The organism is Snodgrassella alvi (genome assembly GCF_002777745.1).
Lineage (GTDB): Bacteria > Pseudomonadota > Gammaproteobacteria > Burkholderiales > Neisseriaceae > Snodgrassella > Snodgrassella alvi_D.
Window position 1 is genome coordinate 1 of record NZ_MEIO01000058.1, and the last position, 18,162, is coordinate 18,162.

At 43.5% G+C, this 18,162-nt stretch carries 13 protein-coding genes; 6 read left to right on the forward strand and 7 right to left on the reverse strand.

Annotation, left to right across the window (positions count from 1 at the left end; translation table 11 throughout):
* Together BHC51_RS10120 and hemG are read right to left on the reverse strand one after the other, a co-directional pair.
* Positions 1-4,192, reverse strand: a 4,192-nt coding sequence (locus tag BHC51_RS10120; protein ID WP_373885692.1) for a calcium-binding protein, incomplete at its 3' end; no start/stop codon positions are given.
* Between the two features lie 1,361 nt (positions 4,193-5,553).
* Complete coding sequence (gene hemG / locus BHC51_RS10125) at positions 5,554-6,084, reverse strand: menaquinone-dependent protoporphyrinogen IX dehydrogenase (protein ID WP_100153946.1); 531 nt, start codon at positions 6,082-6,084, stop codon at positions 5,554-5,556.
* A 158-nt stretch (positions 6,085-6,242) separates the two neighbouring features.
* Here hemG and BHC51_RS10130 point away from each other — a divergent pair, with 158 nt between their 5' ends.
* Complete coding sequence (locus BHC51_RS10130) at positions 6,243-7,958, forward strand: proline--tRNA ligase (RefSeq protein ID WP_100153963.1); 1,716 nt, start codon at positions 6,243-6,245, stop codon at positions 7,956-7,958.
* A gap of 110 nt (positions 7,959-8,068) precedes the next feature.
* Here BHC51_RS10130 and BHC51_RS10135 read toward each other — a convergent pair whose 3' ends face one another.
* The 3 genes from BHC51_RS10135 to nadE form a co-directional block, all read right to left on the reverse strand.
* The gene (locus BHC51_RS10135; protein WP_100153947.1) at positions 8,069-9,133 is read right to left on the reverse strand and encodes a DNA polymerase beta superfamily protein; all 1,065 of its coding nucleotides are present in this window, start codon (positions 9,131-9,133) and stop codon (positions 8,069-8,071) included.
* Positions 9,120-9,890: a nucleotidyltransferase domain-containing protein gene (locus BHC51_RS10140; RefSeq protein WP_100153948.1), complete on the reverse strand. Its 771-nt coding sequence runs from the start codon at positions 9,888-9,890 to the stop codon at positions 9,120-9,122. Before BHC51_RS10140 ends, BHC51_RS10135 begins: the two co-directional genes overlap by 14 nt.
* 216 nt (positions 9,891-10,106) lie before the next feature.
* Complete coding sequence (gene nadE, locus BHC51_RS10145) at positions 10,107-10,898, reverse strand: NAD(+) synthase (RefSeq protein WP_100153949.1); 792 nt, start codon at positions 10,896-10,898, stop codon at positions 10,107-10,109.
* Positions 10,899-11,065: 167 nt separating this feature from the next.
* Here nadE and BHC51_RS10150 point away from each other — a divergent pair, with 167 nt between their 5' ends.
* The 4 genes from BHC51_RS10150 (at position 11,066) to BHC51_RS10165 (ending at position 15,155) form a co-directional block, all read left to right on the forward strand.
* A complete protein-coding gene (locus BHC51_RS10150; RefSeq protein ID WP_257384808.1) occupies positions 11,066-11,452 on the forward strand; it encodes a DUF971 domain-containing protein in 387 nt (128 codons plus the stop codon).
* Positions 11,453-11,522: 70 nt separating this feature from the next.
* On the forward strand, positions 11,523-12,260 hold the full coding sequence (gene ubiE, locus BHC51_RS10155) for a bifunctional demethylmenaquinone methyltransferase/2-methoxy-6-polyprenyl-1,4-benzoquinol methylase UbiE (protein WP_100153950.1): 738 nt from the start codon (positions 11,523-11,525) through the stop codon (positions 12,258-12,260).
* 73 nt (positions 12,261-12,333) lie between these two features.
* Positions 12,334-13,776 (forward strand): beta-Ala-His dipeptidase, encoded by a 1,443-nt coding sequence (gene pepD / locus BHC51_RS10160; protein ID WP_100153964.1) that lies wholly within the window; start codon positions 12,334-12,336, stop codon positions 13,774-13,776.
* Positions 13,777-13,958: 182 nt separating this feature from the next.
* Entirely contained in the window at positions 13,959-15,155 is a 1,197-nt protein-coding gene (locus tag BHC51_RS10165) for an LD-carboxypeptidase (RefSeq protein WP_100153951.1), read from the forward strand.
* Positions 15,156-15,195: 40 nt separating this feature from the next.
* Here the strand turns inward: BHC51_RS10165 and BHC51_RS10170 are convergent, their stop codons facing one another.
* Together BHC51_RS10170 and hmpA are read right to left on the reverse strand one after the other, a co-directional pair.
* The gene (locus BHC51_RS10170; protein WP_100124380.1) at positions 15,196-15,645 is read right to left on the reverse strand and encodes an Rrf2 family transcriptional regulator; all 450 of its coding nucleotides are present in this window, start codon (positions 15,643-15,645) and stop codon (positions 15,196-15,198) included.
* 85 nt (positions 15,646-15,730) lie between these two features.
* Positions 15,731-16,948 (reverse strand): NO-inducible flavohemoprotein, encoded by a 1,218-nt coding sequence (gene hmpA / locus BHC51_RS10175; RefSeq protein ID WP_100153952.1) that lies wholly within the window; start codon positions 16,946-16,948, stop codon positions 15,731-15,733.
* 282 nt (positions 16,949-17,230) lie between these two features.
* Here hmpA and lgt point away from each other — a divergent pair, with 282 nt between their 5' ends.
* On the forward strand, positions 17,231-18,082 hold the full coding sequence (gene lgt / locus BHC51_RS10180; protein ID WP_100098896.1) for a prolipoprotein diacylglyceryl transferase: 852 nt from the start codon (positions 17,231-17,233) through the stop codon (positions 18,080-18,082).
* Positions 18,083-18,162 lie beyond the last annotated feature (80 nt).

The window sequence follows — 18,162 nt, forward strand, 5'->3', positions numbered from 1 at the left end:
TGATGGATTCATCATCAAAGATAAAATTAAAGGCACGGGTGTGCATCTGATAATTAAAAAAGTTGGTAAAAGTAACCGAATCTTCATTAGCATAGGCATGAATCACAAGATCATTACCGGAACGCGAGAACACTGCATCAGCCAGTTTTGCATTTTCAAATACAATGTCATTATATTTGGGAACTGCTGAATCAAATTCAAAATCCTCAATTAGATCCTGCCCGTGTCCACGTTGAAAAATGTACCGATCTTTGTTCCAGTCACCGCCATAGAGAGTATCGTTTCCGGGACCACCATTGATGATATCGTAACCTTCTTTGCCCCATAGTGTGTCATCACCGGCACCACCATTAAGAATATCGTTACCTTTGCCACCATTTAATGTATCATTGCCATCGCCGCCATCAAGAATATCGTTACCTTCACCACCATTTAATGTATCATTGCCATCGCCGCCATTAAGAATATCATCACCTTTATCACCATATAGTGTATCGTCACCATCGCCGCCATTAAGGATATCTTTCCCTTTCCAGCCATTAAGCGTGCCATTACCATGTAAAGTAAAGATATAACCATTATCAATTAATTCTTGATAATTGATGGATTCATCATCAAAGATAAAATTAAAGGCACGGGTGTGCATCTGATAATTAAAAAAGTTGGTAAAAGTAACCGAATCTTCATTAGCATAGGCATGAATCACAAGATCATTACCGGAACGCGAGAACACTGCATCAGCCAGTTTTGCATTTTCAAATACAATGTCATTATATTTGGGAACTGCTGAATCAAATTCAAAATCCTCAATTAGATCCTGCCCGTGTCCACGTTGAAAAATGTACCGATCTTTGTTCCAGTCACCGCCATAGAGAGTATCGTTTCCGGGACCACCATTGATGATATCGTAACCTTCTTTGCCCCATAGTGTGTCATCACCGGCACCACCATTAAGAATATCATCACCGGCACCACCATTAAGAATATCATCACCATCGCCGCCACTTAAATAGTCGTTTCCACTTTCTCCATACAGCTCATCATTACCTGCTCCTCCGAAAAGGTTGTCTATACCATCTCCTCCATATAATTTATCATTACCCGGCCCTCCAGCAATAATATCGTGAGAATTCCAGCCTCTGAGTTCATCGTCACCTGATGTGCCTCCCAAAATAAATGACATGGCAGCTATATCATCAACACTTAATACTTTATCATCAAATACAAAGTTAAATGCTCTGCTGTAGTAATTATTGTAGGTGAAGTAATCAGGCAGGGTAAGGGAATCATCTGTACCATAAGCCTGAATAATCAAATCATTACCAGAACGGGTAAACTGAGCATCAGCCAGATTAGCACCTTTAAAGACTACATCATTGAAATGACTTTGGTAACTAGTATTTCCTTGGTCATAAATGACATCCTGCCCATGGCCTGCCTCGAATTCATAGCGGTCTTTGTGCCAGTCACCACCTTTGAGAGTATCGTTACCGGTACCGCCAATAAGAATATCGTATCCAGTACCACCATTTAAGGTATCGTTACCGGCACCGCCATTGAGAATATCATTCCCATCATCCCCATTGAGAATATCATCGCCGTCATCACCACTGAGAATATCATCACCATCGCCACCCCATAAGGTATCATTCCCGGCACCGCCACTTAAAATATCTTTACTATGCCAGCCGACAATAACATTATCACCATCGTCCCCAGTAATAGTAAAGGTATAATTGTTCTTGATTTCTTCAGTGCTAATGGCTTGATCATCGAATATGAAGTTAAATGCTCTGCTGTAGTAATTATTGTAGGTGAAGTAATCAGGCAGGGTAAGGGAATCATCTGTACCATAAGCCTGAATAATCAAATCATTACCAGAACGGGTAAACTGAGCATCAGCCAGATTAGCACCTTTAAAGACTACATCATTGAAATGACTTTGGTAACTAGTATTTCCTTGGTCATAAATGACATCCTGCCCATGGCCTGCCTCGAATTCATAGCGGTCTTTGTGCCAGTCACCACCTTTGAGAGTATCGTTACCGGTACCGCCAATAAGAATATCGTATCCAGTACCACCATTTAAGGTATCGTTACCGGCACCGCCATTGAGAATATCATTCCCATCATCCCCATTGAGAATATCATCGCCGTCATCACCACTGAGAATATCATCACCATCGCCACCCCATAAGGTATCATTCCCGGCACCGCCACTTAAAATATCTTTACTATGCCAGCCGACAATAACATTATCACCATCGTCCCCAGTAATAGTAAAGGTATAATTGTTCTTGATTTCTTCAGTGCTAATGGCTTGATCATCGAATATGAAGTTAAATGCTCTGCTGTAGTAATTATTGTAGGTGAAGTAATCAGGCAGGGTAAGGGAATCATCTGTACCATAAGCCTGAATAATCAAATCATTACCAGAACGGGTAAACTGAGCATCAGCCAGATTAGTGCCTTTGAAAACTATGTCGTTGTAGTTGTTTTTGTGGCCTTGATATCCTTTGTCATAAATAATATCCTGTCCATGGCCAGCCTCGAATTCATAGCGGTCTTTATGGTGGTCACCACCTTTGAGAATATCATTCCCAGTACCACCAATAAGAATATCGTATCCAGCACCACCATTTAAAGTATCGTTACCGGCGCCGCCATTGAGAATATCATTACCATTCTCACCATTAAGAATATCATCGCCTTCATCGCCATTGAGAATGTCATCACCATCGCCACCCCATAAGGTATCATTCCCGGCACCGCCATTTAGAATGTCTTTGCCCTGCCAGCCGACAATAACATTATTACTATTATCACCAGTAATGGTAAAAGTGTAGTTATTCTTGATTTCTTCAGTGCTAATGGCTTGATCATCAAATACAAAGTTAAATGCTCTATTACTAGAATTGTTAAAATAATCAGGCAGGGTAACAGAATCATCCGTACCATAAGCATGAATAACCAGATCATTACCGGAACGGGTAAAGTGAGCGTCAGCGAGAAAGGCGCCTTTGAAAACTATGTCATTGTAGTTATCTTTGTGGTCTTGATATCCTTTGTCATAAATAATGTCCTGTCCATGGCCAGCCTCGAATTCATAGCGGTCTTTATGGTGGTCACCACCTTTGAGGATATCGTTACCGGCACCGCCAATAAGAATATCGTAGCCAGCACCACCATTTAAGGTATCGTTACCGGCACCACCATTGAGGGTATCATTCCCATCATCACCATTGAGAATATCATCGCCGTCGTCACCATTGAGAATGTCATCACCCGCTTTACCCCATAAGGTATCATTGCCTTTACCGCCACTGATAATGTCATTGCTCCACCACCCTACAATAACGTTGTCATTATCATCACCATTTTGGATGAATGTGATTCTGTTATTTATATCCAGTGGTTCAAGAGTTTGGTCTTCAAAAATGAAATTGAAAGAACGGCTGTAATAATTGTTATAGCTAAAATAATCGGGCAAAGTTACAGAGTCTGAATTGCCATATGCGTTAATGATTAAATCGTCGCCAGAACGGCTAAAGAGAGCATCAGCAAAATTGGCTCCCTTGAAAACAATTTCATTAATAGTGTTTTTATTGTCCCAATGTCCTAAATCATAAATGACATCCTGCCCATGGCCTGCTTCAAATTCATAACGGTCTTTCTGAAAATTCACACCACTGAGTGTATCATTACCAGTACCGCTAATAAGAGTGCTGTAATTGGCAATCTCATTTAGAATATTAGTATTACTATTCTCGCCATACGGCTTATCATCATCTGTTTTGTCGTTGATGCTATTGTTGTTATGTGAATCTGTGGGTTCATTGTTTTTGTTGGTATCGTTTAAAGTCGTTGTTATATCGGCAATATCTTTTGAGTTTAATGTTTTATCCTCAAAGATGAATGTAAAAGTACAAATATTGGTTTTGTCAGGGCTAAGAAAGTCTGTTAGGGTGACAGAGTCCTGATTATTAAATGCCTGAATTATTAGATCATTACCAGAGTGAAAGAAAATTGCATCGGCCGCATAGGCTTTTTCGAATACGATTTCGATATTCTGGTTGTTATGATTTTCACTGGCTTTACTATTGATAGTATTCTGACCATGTCCTGCCTGAAATACATAACGGTATGGTTTTTCATTACTCCCATTCGGAGTGTGATTATCAGTTTGTATCATTATTAAATCCTTAAGTAGATTAAAAAATAATTTTTAAATTTGAAAATTTGTTTTGGTTATTATTGAGGTGTTTATTTAATCAGGTTTTATATTTTAATAATAAGTAATATTTATACTTAAGATTAGAGCAATATTAAATATATTCTGTTGTTTGAATTAAAGATGTATTAATTTTAAGTAATGCTTTTATTCTGGGAGCAGCATATACTTTTAAAATTGAATATATGAAATTCAAATGCTGATTCGTTCTAAATCAGTATGATTTAGGTAAGTATTCTAGTTTAATTTTAGGTATGCTTTTGAAAAATAATCTTAAATGATATTTCCTTTCATTTAATATAACTGAGGGTAGTTGAGCAGGAAAATTTAGAAAATTTATAGATTTTTCTTAATCAATCAGGTTTTCTTGATAAATTTAATCAGTTTAATTCTAGGGGGATGCTCAATTTAAGCTGTAATTCTCCAATTATTAGTAAAATTAACAATAAAATATATTTAATAAATAATTATTTTAAAAATGAATTTAAATGTTAAGTCTAATTAGCACTGCTCTGTTGAATATCTGGGTACTATAATCAGGCAGGTTACCGCAATTAATATTAATCTCATCAATATATATTGATTAACTGTTTGTCTAATTTAAAAGTTTAACGCATTTATACCAGTTTATGGATACGTGCGTGCTTGATTTATAGGGCTGCTATTAAATATAATTAATATAATTATTTTACACTATGGTTTGAATTATATCAATCTGTTTTTAACAAAAATTTAATTTTTAGCCTATTTTTGTTTTTATGGCTTTTATTATTAAAATTTATTTTTTAGTTAAATTAATTTTGCAGTTTTTTTGATTTAAATTTTTGTATTAATTTATGAATTTTTATTTAATTACTATATTATGTTTAAGGAAATTTTTGAGAATTTGAGGTGCTATTTATTATAGTTCGAAATATTGTATCTAGTTAATATTATGATAATACATTGGCTAGATATTCAATATAGATAGGATATATAATTTGGGATGATAATTATGTTGGTTATGAGTTTTGCTATTTGCTGTGTAAAGGAGATGAACGCTTAATCTGTTTATTGGTTATTGCGTTTATGTATTGAAAACCAATGTAGCATGTGAAGATGGAATATGATTCGCTAATTATAAGATTTTTATCTAATAAATACAGTATGTGCTGTTTAAGCTTTGCTTTATGGAAATTTTATTAGGTTTTAGTTTTAAAATATTGATGTCTGTTTTCTTAAAAGTTTATAAATAGATTATTTGCTGTTTATATATTTTTAATTGGTTAATTTTGCTCTGTTTTCAATATGGTATATTTATTATAAAACAAGTATGTAAATGGTTATTTTTTTGCTTGCAGTACTTGTTCGCCAAATTCCCGCACTTTCTGCCAGTTGGTGTATTCAATATGTGCATTCAGATTGGTTTCGCCTTTGTTTAGTTTCATTACTAAGCGCATCATGTGGCGGTCGAGCAGGTTGTATTTTGCGTAATGCAGTTCGCCGGCAAAGATACCGATTATTTGTGGCTGCCACGGGCTTTTGGTAAAGAATTTGCGGGTGTAGGTGTGGGTTTGCGGGGTGCTGCGGTGGGGTTTATTGGCCAGAATGCTGACGCTGAAAAAGGCACTTGGGGTGCTGTTGAGGATGTGCTGATGGCGTTTAATCCACGGTGCCAGTGCGGCAGCGTAGTGGCCGTAACGGATGGATGCACCGATAATGATTTTATCGTATTCTCCCGGCTGGATAACTGGTGTGTCTGCCAGATTAACTATGTTAACTGTGTTACCGGCAGCAGTCCATTGTGCTTCGAGTGTTTGGGCAATTTTATGGGTGTAGCCAAAACGGCTGCTGTATATAAGCAGAAAATTCATGGCAGGGTGGTTATGATTAAATAAGGTGAATCATACCATGCTTGACAGGTTTGGCTCGAGGTAATTGCTTTTAGCTAAATTTGTTTATTTTGATATGGGATATTGGCTTTTTTACTGGCCGGAGGCTGGTACAATGGCGGCTGTTTTTGGAGATATATATGAAAGCCAGTCAGTTTTATATTTCGACATTAAAAGAAGCTCCGGCTGAAGCGGAGTTAGCCAGTCACAAGCTTATGTTGCGTACGGGAATGATTCGCCGTTTGGCCAGTGGGTTGTACACTTGGATGCCGATGGGGTTACGGGTACTGCGCAAGGTAGAGCAGATTGTTCGGGAAGAAATGAACCGGGCCGGTTCGATTGAATTGCTGATGCCGGTGGTACAGCCAGCTGAATTATGGCAGGAGAGTGGCCGCTGGTCGTTTTATGGCAAGGAACTGTTGCGCATTACCGACCGTCATGAGCGTGAATTCTGCATGGGGCCAACCTGTGAAGAGGTGATTACTGATATTGTGCGCAGTGAGATTCGCAGTTACAAGCAGTTGCCACTGAATTTTTATCATATTCAGACTAAATTCCGTGATGAGGTGCGGCCGCGCTTTGGGGTGATGCGTGCGCGTGAATTTGTGATGAAAGATGCGTATTCTTTCCATACGACATTTGAATCGCTGCAACAGTCTTATCAGGATATGTTTGATGCTTATTGCCGTGTATTTGACCGGCTGGGGCTGGACTATCGGCCGGTGGCTGCGGATACTGGCAGTATCGGTGGCACGGGCTCGCATGAATTTCAGGTTCTGGCTGAGAGTGGTGAAGATGTGATTGCTTACAGCGATGCTTCTGATTATGCAGCTAATGTTGAGCTTGCTGCTACTTTGCCGCTGGCTGGTGAGCGTCAGGGTGCTGGGCAGAATTTAAGCAAGGTTCATACGCCGAATGTACGCAGTATTGATGAGTTAGTGGCTTTTTTACAGGTGCCGGTAGAACAAACGCTGAAATCGCTGGTGGTTGAGGGCGAGGAAGAGGGGACGGTAGTGCTGTTGCTGGTACGGGGTGACCATCATCTGAATGAAATCAAGGCTGAGAAGCTGGAAGGGGTGAAAGCGCCGTTAACCATGGCTTCGGAGGCTGCGATTGAGGCTGCTTTTAATGGTGCGCATGGTGGTTCACTTGGCCCTGTGGGCTTTAATGGCAAGGTATATGCTGATTTTGCTACAGCTAAAGGTGCAGACTGGGTGATTGGTGCCAATGAGGACGATCATCACTATACTGGCTTTAATTTTGGCCGTGATGCTGCTGAACCGGAATTTGTTGATTTACGCGAGGTGGTTGCTGGCGATCCTAGCCCATGCGGTACGGGTAATCTGAAGCTGGCACGCGGGATTGAGGTTGGCCATGTATTCCAGTTGCGCACGAAGTATTCTGAGGCGATGCAGGCTACGGTACTTGATCAGAATGGCAAGAATGTGGTGCTGGAAATGGGCTGCTATGGGATTGGTATTACGCGTGTGATTGCTGCGGCAATTGAGCAGAATAATGATGAGCGCGGTATTATCTGGACAGAAGCGATGGCGCCGTTTACGGTGGTGATTGTGCCGATGAATTATAAAAAATCTGCTGCCGTGAAAGCAGCGGCGGACGATTTATATGCACAATTGCAGCAGGCGGGTGTGGATGTGCTGCTGGACGACCGTGATGAGCGCTCTGGTGTGCTGCTGCATGATTCGGAGCTGATTGGTATTCCGCACCGTATTGTTATTGGTGACCGTGGCCTGAAAGCGGGTAAGGTGGAATATCAGGCGCGTAAGGATACTGCGGCCACTGAGCTGGCTATTGAGGCGGTGGTGGCGCATATTTGTGCGTTGCTTAAACACTAATAGGTAAGTTACTGTGAAGAAAACCAGACATTTAAAGTCTGGTTTTTTTATGAGCGGTTTATTTAATATTTTTAATTTGATTGATTACCGGTAAATGGCTTGTTGCCTGTTTAGTGATTGGCATACAGGATTTGGCGTATGTTGATCAAGGTGCGCATCACTTCTGTAGTAGCCGGCTCTTCTGGCAGGCTGCTGGTTTTGCTGGCTGCTGTAATCTGACTAACTAGTGAATCGACTTTGTGCAGGATTTCTGTATATGAGAATTTGCCATGTTTGATATCCAGTAATTCTTGTCGATTTGGGCGTTTGTTAGTTACGGTACCATGTGAAATGATTTCTAAAGCTACTTGAAGCAGACGGATGGTATGCATCATGTTTTTGGTATCATAATCCTGCCCGCTTTGGCTGTTGATGAGATAGCGCTGTTCATTTCGCTTTTCCACCCATTGCCAGTAGCTTTTGTATTCGCGGCAGTAGGTGGAATATCCGCTACGGTTGAAACTCAGATAGGCAATAAACGTGTCGGAGGCGCTGATTGAAGATAAGCAAATATCATTGGCATTTTTTTGCTGAATGATGCCGCGATATCCTTTGTTGCCGCTTTCGTCATAGTATAGTGCATATAAATCGGTGGCATGGGGAATGTTGACTAATCCACACTGGTGTTGTTGCCATTGGCGCTGTTTCAGCCAGTTGCTGAGTGGGTAGGTGTGCTGTTGCTCAATGATATGGCAGAAATCGAAAACGGTTTTGCGTTTGCTGTCTACTGGATTATTGATTTTTTTGTTTAGTCCTTTGGCTTTTTTTATTTGTGAGCAGGCATAATTAATAAAGGTTTGCTGAATTTGCCTGGATAAAAACTGCTTTAGGGAAAATTGCTGCATCAGCGGATGCTGATAAAGGATACATTCAGGAGCTGAGGCCAGTACTTCGATGATATTCGGGTTGTTTTTCAGTAATAGTTCTGTAAACCGGCCTAATTCGTAGTAAACAATATCGTTGCTGGTATTGTTTATCTGTGGAATATAGTGCAGACCATAAAATTTGTCTTTGGGTAAGTAGAATACGCCTTTGATATCTGTGTCTGAAGTTTCGGTGTCCAGACCGAAGGCGCGGCTACCACTGATTACTTCCAGTAAAATCAGATTTTGTGCTTTTAAATCATTGATGTTCATGGCTGGCACAGTTTTTTAATATGTTGATGAAAAAAGTATCCAGTTGTGTGGCGGTGAAATTTAGTTCTGGTAATTGGGGTATTTGTGCTTTGATGTGGTTGGTCGTTGTAGTAATGTAATCAAGTAGATTACTACTGATTTCGATTATATGGGATTCGACAACTGTATTTTTATAATCGATGAGTGCCAGAATCTGTTTATATAAATCTGCTGGTAGTAATTGTAGTAGAGGAGTGATTGCCATTGGTGCAATCTGTTTATGTTGAATACACCAACAGGCACAGAGTAATGGTCTGAGGATATAAAATAGCTGTTTGATTTTAATTTGCCGGCCATGGAGGTTTTGCAAGGCACTGGAAGCTATACCCAGATAATGATGGACGTTGCCACGGGGATTAAAGTAATGGGTACATAGACGCCATAGTTGCTGGGCGAGGTCTGTTTGCTGCTGATAAACGATTGGCGATTGTAACCATTCAAATGGTGTGGCGTTGGATTTGTGGATGAGTTGCAAGGTTTTTTTTAAATCCCAGCCGTGAATGTCTAGTTCGCTGGTAATAGGAAAGGTGAGCTGATTTTTTATGGGTTCGATGGTCAGATATTTTTCGATTGGATGCAGGTAAATAAAACGCACATCATAGTCACTGTTGGGCGAGGCAAATCCCCAGGCACGGCTGCCGGATTCGCATGCATAAATAATTTGGATGTTATGTTTTTGTTCTATTTGTTGTAATTGCTGCTGAATAATCTTTTGCATAATGCTGTGGGGTTAGAAGTTATTTTATTATGCAAGTATGACTGGATTAATATATTTTTACAATTTTTGTTTCGGGTATGATTTCGCAGTAAAGATTTGAGCCTGTGTGAGGTTATGGCTGGGTTATGGAATATGTTTTTTTTGCCAGAATTTTGATTTGGCCATAAAGTTTCAGTAGGGAATAAAAAAACCAGATTTTGCAATCTGGTTTTGGTGTTAGTTGAGTAATTCAGGCGGAATTTTGCATACTGGAATGGGGTTGATTTTATGCTGCATGGCGCGGTGGTAGCGATCATAGATGGCAAATACTTCGCGTTGGCGGCCGGAGAAGTCGTCAATTTTATGTGTATCGTAGACGCTCATTGCCCATTCCAGCTCGGGGTAGGTGGCACCAATCTGTTCTTCATCGGTTTTGTCTGCATCCCACAGGCCGTCGGTAGGCGGAGCATCGATGATTGTCTGGTCGATATTGAGTTCTTTAGCTAGTGCGTATACCTGACTTTTGAGTAAGTCGGCAATCGGGCTGAGGTCTACGCCACCATCGCCGTATTTGGTGAAGAATCCTACTCCGAAATCTTCTACTTTATTGCCGGTACCTACGACGAGCATGCCGCGTTGCTGGGCATAGTAATACAGTGCAAGCATACGCAGGCGGCTGCGGGCGTTGGCCAGCGCCAGCTGGGTTTGTTCTTCTTTGTTATCACCGATATCTGCGGCCATGGTGAATGAGTCAAAGGTGCGGGTGAGATCTACCCAGTGTTCTTCGATGTTGTTAAAGCGGCTTTTCAGTTGGCGTATATGTTCTTGTGCACGTGCTATCTGGTTAACTTTCTGGTGAATGGGCAGTTCCAGTACCAGTGTGGGCAGGCCGGTTCGGGCGGCAAGGGTGGAGACGACGGCAGAATCGATTCCGCCGGAGACGCCAACGACAAAACCTTTACAGTTGGCCTGACTAGCGTAATCGTGTAGCCAGTTGACGATGTGTTCGATGATGGCTGTGGTTTGCATGATGTACATCCTTTGGCTGATTGTGCAACAGGTTTAATATACTTCTTTACAGGCAGACATGCAAAGTGTCTGTAAGTTGGTTGCAGGTGTTGTGGTTATGCGGGCAGTTGTAGGTTTCTGGGTGGGCAGCCGGCGGTATATTGGGTTAGAATAGGTATAGTTTATTAATGTCTTGTGATGGGAATGTAGTTTGTATGCAGGATAGGGTGCCAGCTGAAATCCGTTTGAGCCAGAACCGAGAGGTATTGCGGCTGGTGTATGCATCACAGGTATATGAGCTTGCAGCTGAGTATCTGCGGGTGTTTTCGCCCAGTGCTGAGGTGCGTGGTCATGGTGTGGGGCAGGAGGTATTACAGACGGGCAAGCGTTATGTGACGATTGCCGGTTTGTCGCAGGTGGGCAATTATGCTTTGCGTATTGCTTTTTCGGATGGGCATGATACTGGACTGTACGACTGGGATTATCTGTATGATCTGGCTGTGCGACAGGCTGAACACTGGGCCGGTTATGAACAACAGTTATTTCTGGCTGGTGCCAGCCGTGAACCGGACTAATGCTGTAGCGATACTGGTACTGGTTGCTGGATATATTTATTTGGGCAATATTTAATTCTGAAAGTGTGGTATGAGCGATCACAAAACTCATTTTGGTTATCAAACTGTTGATGAAGATGAAAAAGCGGGTCGTGTTGCCGGGGTGTTTCATTCGGTGGCCAAGAACTATGATGTGATGAACGATGTGATGTCTGGCGGTTTGCATCGGGTCTGGAAGCACTTTACGATTACTACAGCGCCGTTACGCAAGGGTGACAGGGTTTTGGATATTGCCGGTGGTTCGGGCGATTTGTCGCGCGGCTGGGCTAAACGGGTAGGGCATTCCGGTGAAGTATGGTTGACGGATATTAATTCTTCCATGCTGACTGTGGGGCGTGACCGTTTGCTGAATGAGGGGCTGGCACTGCCTGTGGCGTTGTGTGATGCGGAGAAACTGCCGTTTCCGGATAATTATTTTAATCTGGTATCGGTGTCATTTGGCTTGCGTAATATGACGCATAAGGAAGTGGCACTGGCAGAAATGTATCGGGTATTGCAACCCGGTGGTACGTTGCTGGTGCTGGAATTTTCCCATGTGTTTAAGCCGCTGAAACCAATTTATGATTTGTATTCTTTCAAGATGCTACCGCTGATGGGTAAGTTAATTGCCAAGGATGCAGACAGTTATCAGTATCTGGCGGAATCTATACGCATGCATCCGGATCAGGAGACATTAAGACAGATGATGCTGGATGTAGGTTTTGATAGTGTAAATTATCACAATTTAACTGCTGGTGTAGTGGCTTTGCATAAAGGGGTTAAGTTTTAGTTTGCTGGTTGACTCTGTGTTCAGGCTGCCATATGGTAGCCTGATTTATTTTTATCTGTGACTGAGTATGAATATGAGTGAAATTGAACAATTACAGCCGCAGCTGGTGTGGCAGTGGTTTGCACGTTTGTGTGCTGTGCCACGTCCGACTTTTCATGAACGGGCTGTGCGGGAAATGCTGGTGCAGGCAGCGCAGGAGCGTGGTCTGAAGACAGATATTGATGCTAAGGGAAATCTTCGCATCTGTAAGCCGGCTACGCAGGGTATGGAAAATTGCGCACCGGTAGCACTTCAGGCACATATGGATATGGTGGCGCAAAAGGGCGCTGATTCAACGCATGATTTCCGTCGGGATTCGATTCAGACTCGGATTAAGGATGGCTGGGTCTGGGGAAACGATACGACGCTGGGTGCTGATAATGGTATCGGGCTGGCTATGGGGCTCGCTGTACTGTTTGCTGATGATATTGTTCATCCTGAGTTAACGCTGATTATTACGGTAGAAGAAGAAATCGGCATGGGCGGTGCAGAGGCATTAGATGCAGACTGGTTGCAGATGCCTTACCTGATTAATTTGGATACAGAAGAAGCGGGTGAGATTTTTATTGGCTGTGCCGGTGGTCGTGATGCCAGTATAACTTTGCCACTGGAATGGCAGTCTAATCAGGCACCTGCCTGTACGATTCGGGTATCTGGTTTACGCGGTGGCCATTCCGGAGTAGATATTGATAAGAATCATGCCAATGCTAATGTGCTGCTGGCTCGGATTCTGGCTAGTGTGTATGCGCAGAAACCGTTTGCTTTGGGCTCATGGCAGGGTGGTGAGTTGCGTAATGTGATTACGCGTGAGGCTCAGGCTGTTATTGTGATGGCTGAGGCAGCAGCCCGTGCGGCAGTGGAACCAATTGCTGCTGCTGTTGCGGCAGAATGGGCAGAAGAAACGCAGTTGTGCATTGAGGTGTTACCGGCGGAAACTCTGCCGCAGGCTGCTACTCTGGCGAGCACGCAGAAAGCGCTGGACTTACTGGTGGCTGTGCCCAATGGAGTTATGCGCATGAGTGCGGAGTTTACCGGTATTGTGGAAACTTCTTCCAATACTGGCGAGGTGAAAACCAGTGCCGAGGGCTTGCAGATACATTGTCTGATGCGCTCGCTTCTGGAAACGCCGAAAGATGAGTTTAGTCTGCGTCTGGCGGCTCTGGCTCGTTTGGCTGATGCACGTCTGGATTTAACGGCGGATTTTCCGGGTTGGGCACCAAATGCAGATTCGCCATTGCTGAAGCTTACCAGTGATATATTTGCCAGACATTATGGCAAACAGCCACCGTTACAGATTATTCATGCTGGTCTGGAATGCGGTATTCTCAGTGGTAAGGCGCCACATCTGGATATGGTTTCTTTCGGGCCGACTATTCGTGCTGCTCATTCGCCTAAAGAGCGGGTGAAAATTGATGCTGTGGCTGAGTGCTGGGCTATTTTGCTGGATTTGCTGAAATCAATACCGCCTCAACAGTAGGCTGAAATGTGTTTCGTTCCAAACAGGGCATGGTGATTCCATGCCTTTTTGTTATTTTTTTGCTGTCATCCATGGCAAACAGGGCTATAGTAATGTATGGTCAGGTGGTAACTGACTGTCTTTTGTTACAATAGCTGCTATTGCTCAGTCAGCTAATCTGCTGGATCAGGAAGTGAGTTTTTATGGATGCCCGACAACAGAACCGTCGTAGTTTTTTACGTGCCAGTGCTGCTTTTGCGGGTGCTGGTTTATTGCAGGCATGTGGTAGTACTCAGCAGCCTTCTGTACCCACAACGTCTTCTCCTAAAATAATTAGACCATCAACAAATAATAATCTGAATTCTATGCGAATTTTTGCCTGTTCCGGTTTTGGTGAAAGTACCAGCCGCAGTGAGCTGGCTGTGCAGCGTCTGACTGTGGCCGGCTTTGCCGTAAGTAATCAGCAGGCGTCTGTGCGTCGCTATCAGCGTTTTGCCGGCAGTGATGCTGAGCGGGCTGCTGATTTGCAGGAGGTCGCTGTTGGTCGTGTACCTGTGCCAAAGGTACTGATGGGGCTACGCGGTGGCTATGGTGCAATGCGTATTTTGCCTCTGGTTAACTGGTCAGCCCTGGGCGCGCGGATGCGTGAGCAGGGTACATTACTGTTTGGTTATAGTGATGTGACCGCAGTGCAGCTGGCTTTGCTGGCACAAGGGCAGATGTGCAGCTTTGCTGGTCCGATGCTGTATAGTGAATTCGGCAAGCCGCAGATGAGTGAGTTTACTACCCGTTCCTTTATTGATAACAGTTGTAACGCTGCTATGTCAGTTACGGTTGCTGCGATGCAGAATTATCAGGTTCAGGCTGAGGGAATTTTGTGGGGCGGTAATCTGAGTGTGCTGTCTGCTTTGGTAGGTTCACCTTATATGCCGCAGGTAGATGGTGGTATTCTGTTTATTGAGGATGTAGGTGAGCAGCCATACCGGATTGAACGTATGCTTCAGACTTTATATCTGAGTGGCATTCTCGGCCGCCAGCAGGCGATTGTGCTGGGTAGTTTCCGTATGGGGTCTATTCGGGATGTGTATGACAGTAGTTATACATTCAATTCTGTGGTACAGACGATGGCTCGATTGGCGAAGGTGCCGGTATTAACCGGATTTCCTTTTGGTCATGTTGCTGATAAGGTAACTTTCCCGCTTGGTGCCCGCGCCAGTTTGCATTCGACCAGTGATGGCGGTTATCAGATTGATTTCAGGGACTACCCTGTTTTAAATGCTTCTGTGCTGGCTTTGAATACTTTGATTCCGCAACCGCCGGCAGTTGAAGGTTTGCTTAATGGAATAGTGGGTGCGCCTGCTAATGAGACTCCGTCGTCAGAAACGGAAGATGCGATGTAGTTTATTCAGGTTGTCTGTGTTTGCGCATACCTTGTCTGGGTTATTTTTGTTGATCCAGCCATTTGATGACGGCTTGATTGGTTGCTGGTACTTGTAGCTGCCTAAGGGTATAGCGGTTTAGTGAATGATAAAAAGCTTGCAGCGCTTCATTGAATACTTGGGGCAGATTACAGAATTCTGTCATCGAGCAGGAAGGTTGCTGGCAGTTGATTATGGCGGGCGTTTCGGATGAAGTCTGCTCCAATGCCAGAATAATATCGCCCAGTTTGAGCTGATGGCTGGGGGCAGCTAATCTGATGCCGCCGTTTCTGCCTTTGAATGAGTCAATCCAGCCTGTCTGTGCCATAAAATAAACAATTTTTACCAGATGATTTCTGGATACGTTTAGCTGTTTTGCGAGGCGCTCTACTGTAGTAAGCTCAGATTCGGGCAGGTATTGCAGTGATATTAGTACACGTAAGCCTAAATCGGTGAAGCGGTTTAGTTGCATGGCAGACTGTCTGGATGTTAATAGAACAATTTTGCCCGTTTTCAGCTGCCATGAAAAGTTTTAGGTTTAAATTTCAGCCGTTTTCTCAGGCTGCGAGCTGGCTGAGTCCGCCTGTACCAAATAATTCCATAAATATCTGATTTTCCGGTATATGCAGGTTAAGCAGTGCCTGATATTGGGTGCGCATGAATGGTTTGGGGCCGCAGATATAATAGTCGGCATCTGCTGGCAGTAAGGTCTTATCCAGCTCATATAGATCCAGCCAGCCAGTTTTATCTGCGGTTAATGCTGTACCTGGATTTTCGCAGGCCAGATAGCTGTGCAGATTAGGCATGGTTTGCTGTAATTCGATGATATGTTGATGCATGGCCAGTACATTGCTGTTACGGCAGGCATGAATGAAACTAATGTGTTGGTGTGGATTTTTTTTTGCTGCAAGGGTGTTGACGATGGCTATCATGGGGGTAATACCCACACCTGCGCTAATCAGTACGGTATTTTTATCTGGATTGTGTAATGAGAAAGTGCCGGTTGGGTGGGTAACTTCTATTTCGTCTCCAATCTGATAATGTTCATGCAGGGTTGTGGAAACGTAACCGGCATCATGCTGCTGATCGGCAGTTTCTTTTTTGACACTTATGCGGAAGTAATTGGGATGACTGCTGTCGGAAAGGGTATATTGGCGTGGTTGTCTGATACCCAGTTGCGGCACCATGATGCGAACTGAGATGTATTGGCCGGGTTGATATGTCGGTAGTGGACTGTTGTCGATCGGTTGCAGATAAAATGAGGTGATTTCACTGCTTTCTTTTTGTTTATCCACGATTTTGAATTTTTTCCAGCCGTGCCAGCCGCCTTTGTTCTTCTCTTGTTGCTGGTACAGGTTTGCTTCGGCCTGTATGAGAATGTCTGCCAGTTGCTGGTAGGCGGCGGCCCATGCTTCTATCAGCTCGCTGTCCATGGGTACGTTTAATACTTCACTGATGGAATGCAGTAGATTGGTGCCAACTATCGGATACTGGTCTGGCTGAATATTTAGGCTCACATGGCGATGCGCTATTTGGCTGACGGCACTGCCAAGATTTTGTAGTGTGGTAATGTTTTGAGCATAGGCGAGTACGGCGCTGGCCAGAGCCTGTGGCTGGGCATCGTTGCGTTGATTGCCGAGGTTGAATATTTCTTTCAGGTCTGGGTTATTGCTGAGCATTCTGTTGTAGAAGTAACGAGTTAGTTCGATGCCATGTTCTTGTAGTGCGGGAATGGTTGCTTGCACCAGTTCGATTTGTCTAGTAGTTAATTGCATGTTTGTTCTCCCGAAGAATTTAATATGTATATAAAATACATATTTTATCTTAGGTGGCTTGTTATTGGCTGTCAATGGATATACAGCTGTTTACGGGGATTATTTTGCTTAAGAATGTCTACGAGAGCGCGAGATTGCTGAAATGAGCGCATGGTTTGGCTAATATGGGTTAAACTGTGTGCTGTTTTGGCTGTAGTATTTATGGCTGTACTGGCTGTTATCTGACGCATGTGGTTGTGGCAGATGAGATGATGAGCAAGATATCTGAGGAATGACAAGTTTATGATGATTCATCCGAATTTTGACCCGGTGCTGGTGCATCTGGGACCGCTGGCGATTCGCTGGTATGCGTTGAGTTATATTGTTGGTTTTTGTTTGTTTATCTGGCTGGGACGTAAACGGATTAAAAGCAGGCAAACGATTTTTACGAATGAGATGCTGGATGATTTTATTACCTGGGGTGTGCTGGGGGTAATTCTTGGCGGGCGTCTTGGCTATGTGCTGTTTTATCAGTCGGCTTTTTATTTGCACCATCCGCTGGAGATTTTGAAGGTTTGGCAGGGGGGCATGTCGTTTCATGGTGGTTTTGTTGGTGTGCTGGTGGCGATGTGGCTGTTTGCGCGCAAACACGGGGTCAGATTCTGGGCGGTGGCGGATTTTGTTGCGCCACTGGTACCACTTGGGCTGGCATGTGGGCGTATAGGTAATTTTATTAATGGTGAGCTGTGGGGGCGTGTAACCAGTGCAGATGCTTTCTGGGCAATGGGTTTTCCGCACGCACGTGAAAATGATATTGCAGTATTGATGCAGGATCCGCAGAAATGGTTGCCGGTATGGGAAAAGTTTCAAATGCTGCCGCGTCATCCTTCGCAGTTGTATGAATTTATACTCGAAGGAATTGTGTTATTTGTGATTATGTGGCTGTTTAGTAAGAAGCCACGCCCGCTGGGACAGGTATCGATGCTGTTTTTGCTGGGTTATGGGGTATTCCGTTTTATTGTTGAGTTTGCACGTGAACCGGATGATTTTCTTGGTTTGCTGGCAATGCACATGTCGATGGGACAATGGCTCAGTTTGCCGATGATTGTCATCGGTGCAGTTGGCTTTGTTTATGTTGGCAGAAAATCGAGGTAAGCAGGTCTGGTGAATGTTGGTGTTAAAGCCGCAATAAATGTGTATTTATTGCGGCTTTATTATTTGGACAGCTTCGGAGT

What these genes read in the sequence shown, in the direction of transcription:
- hemG (WP_100153946.1), bottom strand. Translation starts at nt 6,084, where the DNA reads ATGAATTTTCTGCTTATATACAGCAGCCGTTTTGGCTACACCCATAAA.
- BHC51_RS10130 (WP_100153963.1), top strand. Translation starts at nt 6,243, where the DNA reads ATGAAAGCCAGTCAGTTTTATATTTCGACATTAAAAGAAGCTCCGGCT.
- BHC51_RS10135 (WP_100153947.1), bottom strand. Translation starts at nt 9,133, where the DNA reads ATGAACATCAATGATTTAAAAGCACAAAATCTGATTTTACTGGAAGTA.
- BHC51_RS10140 (WP_100153948.1), bottom strand. Translation starts at nt 9,890, where the DNA reads ATGCAAAAGATTATTCAGCAGCAATTACAACAAATAGAACAAAAACAT.
- nadE (WP_100153949.1), bottom strand. Translation starts at nt 10,898, where the DNA reads ATGCAAACCACAGCCATCATCGAACACATCGTCAACTGGCTACACGAT.
- BHC51_RS10150 (WP_257384808.1), top strand. Translation starts at nt 11,066, where the DNA reads ATGTCTTGTGATGGGAATGTAGTTTGTATGCAGGATAGGGTGCCAGCT.
- ubiE (WP_100153950.1), top strand. Translation starts at nt 11,523, where the DNA reads ATGAGCGATCACAAAACTCATTTTGGTTATCAAACTGTTGATGAAGAT.
- pepD (WP_100153964.1), top strand. Translation starts at nt 12,334, where the DNA reads ATGAGTGAAATTGAACAATTACAGCCGCAGCTGGTGTGGCAGTGGTTT.
- BHC51_RS10165 (WP_100153951.1), top strand. Translation starts at nt 13,959, where the DNA reads ATGGATGCCCGACAACAGAACCGTCGTAGTTTTTTACGTGCCAGTGCT.
- BHC51_RS10170 (WP_100124380.1), bottom strand. Translation starts at nt 15,645, where the DNA reads ATGCAACTAAACCGCTTCACCGATTTAGGCTTACGTGTACTAATATCA.
- hmpA (WP_100153952.1), bottom strand. Translation starts at nt 16,948, where the DNA reads ATGCAATTAACTACTAGACAAATCGAACTGGTGCAAGCAACCATTCCC.
- lgt (WP_100098896.1), top strand. Translation starts at nt 17,231, where the DNA reads ATGATGATTCATCCGAATTTTGACCCGGTGCTGGTGCATCTGGGACCG.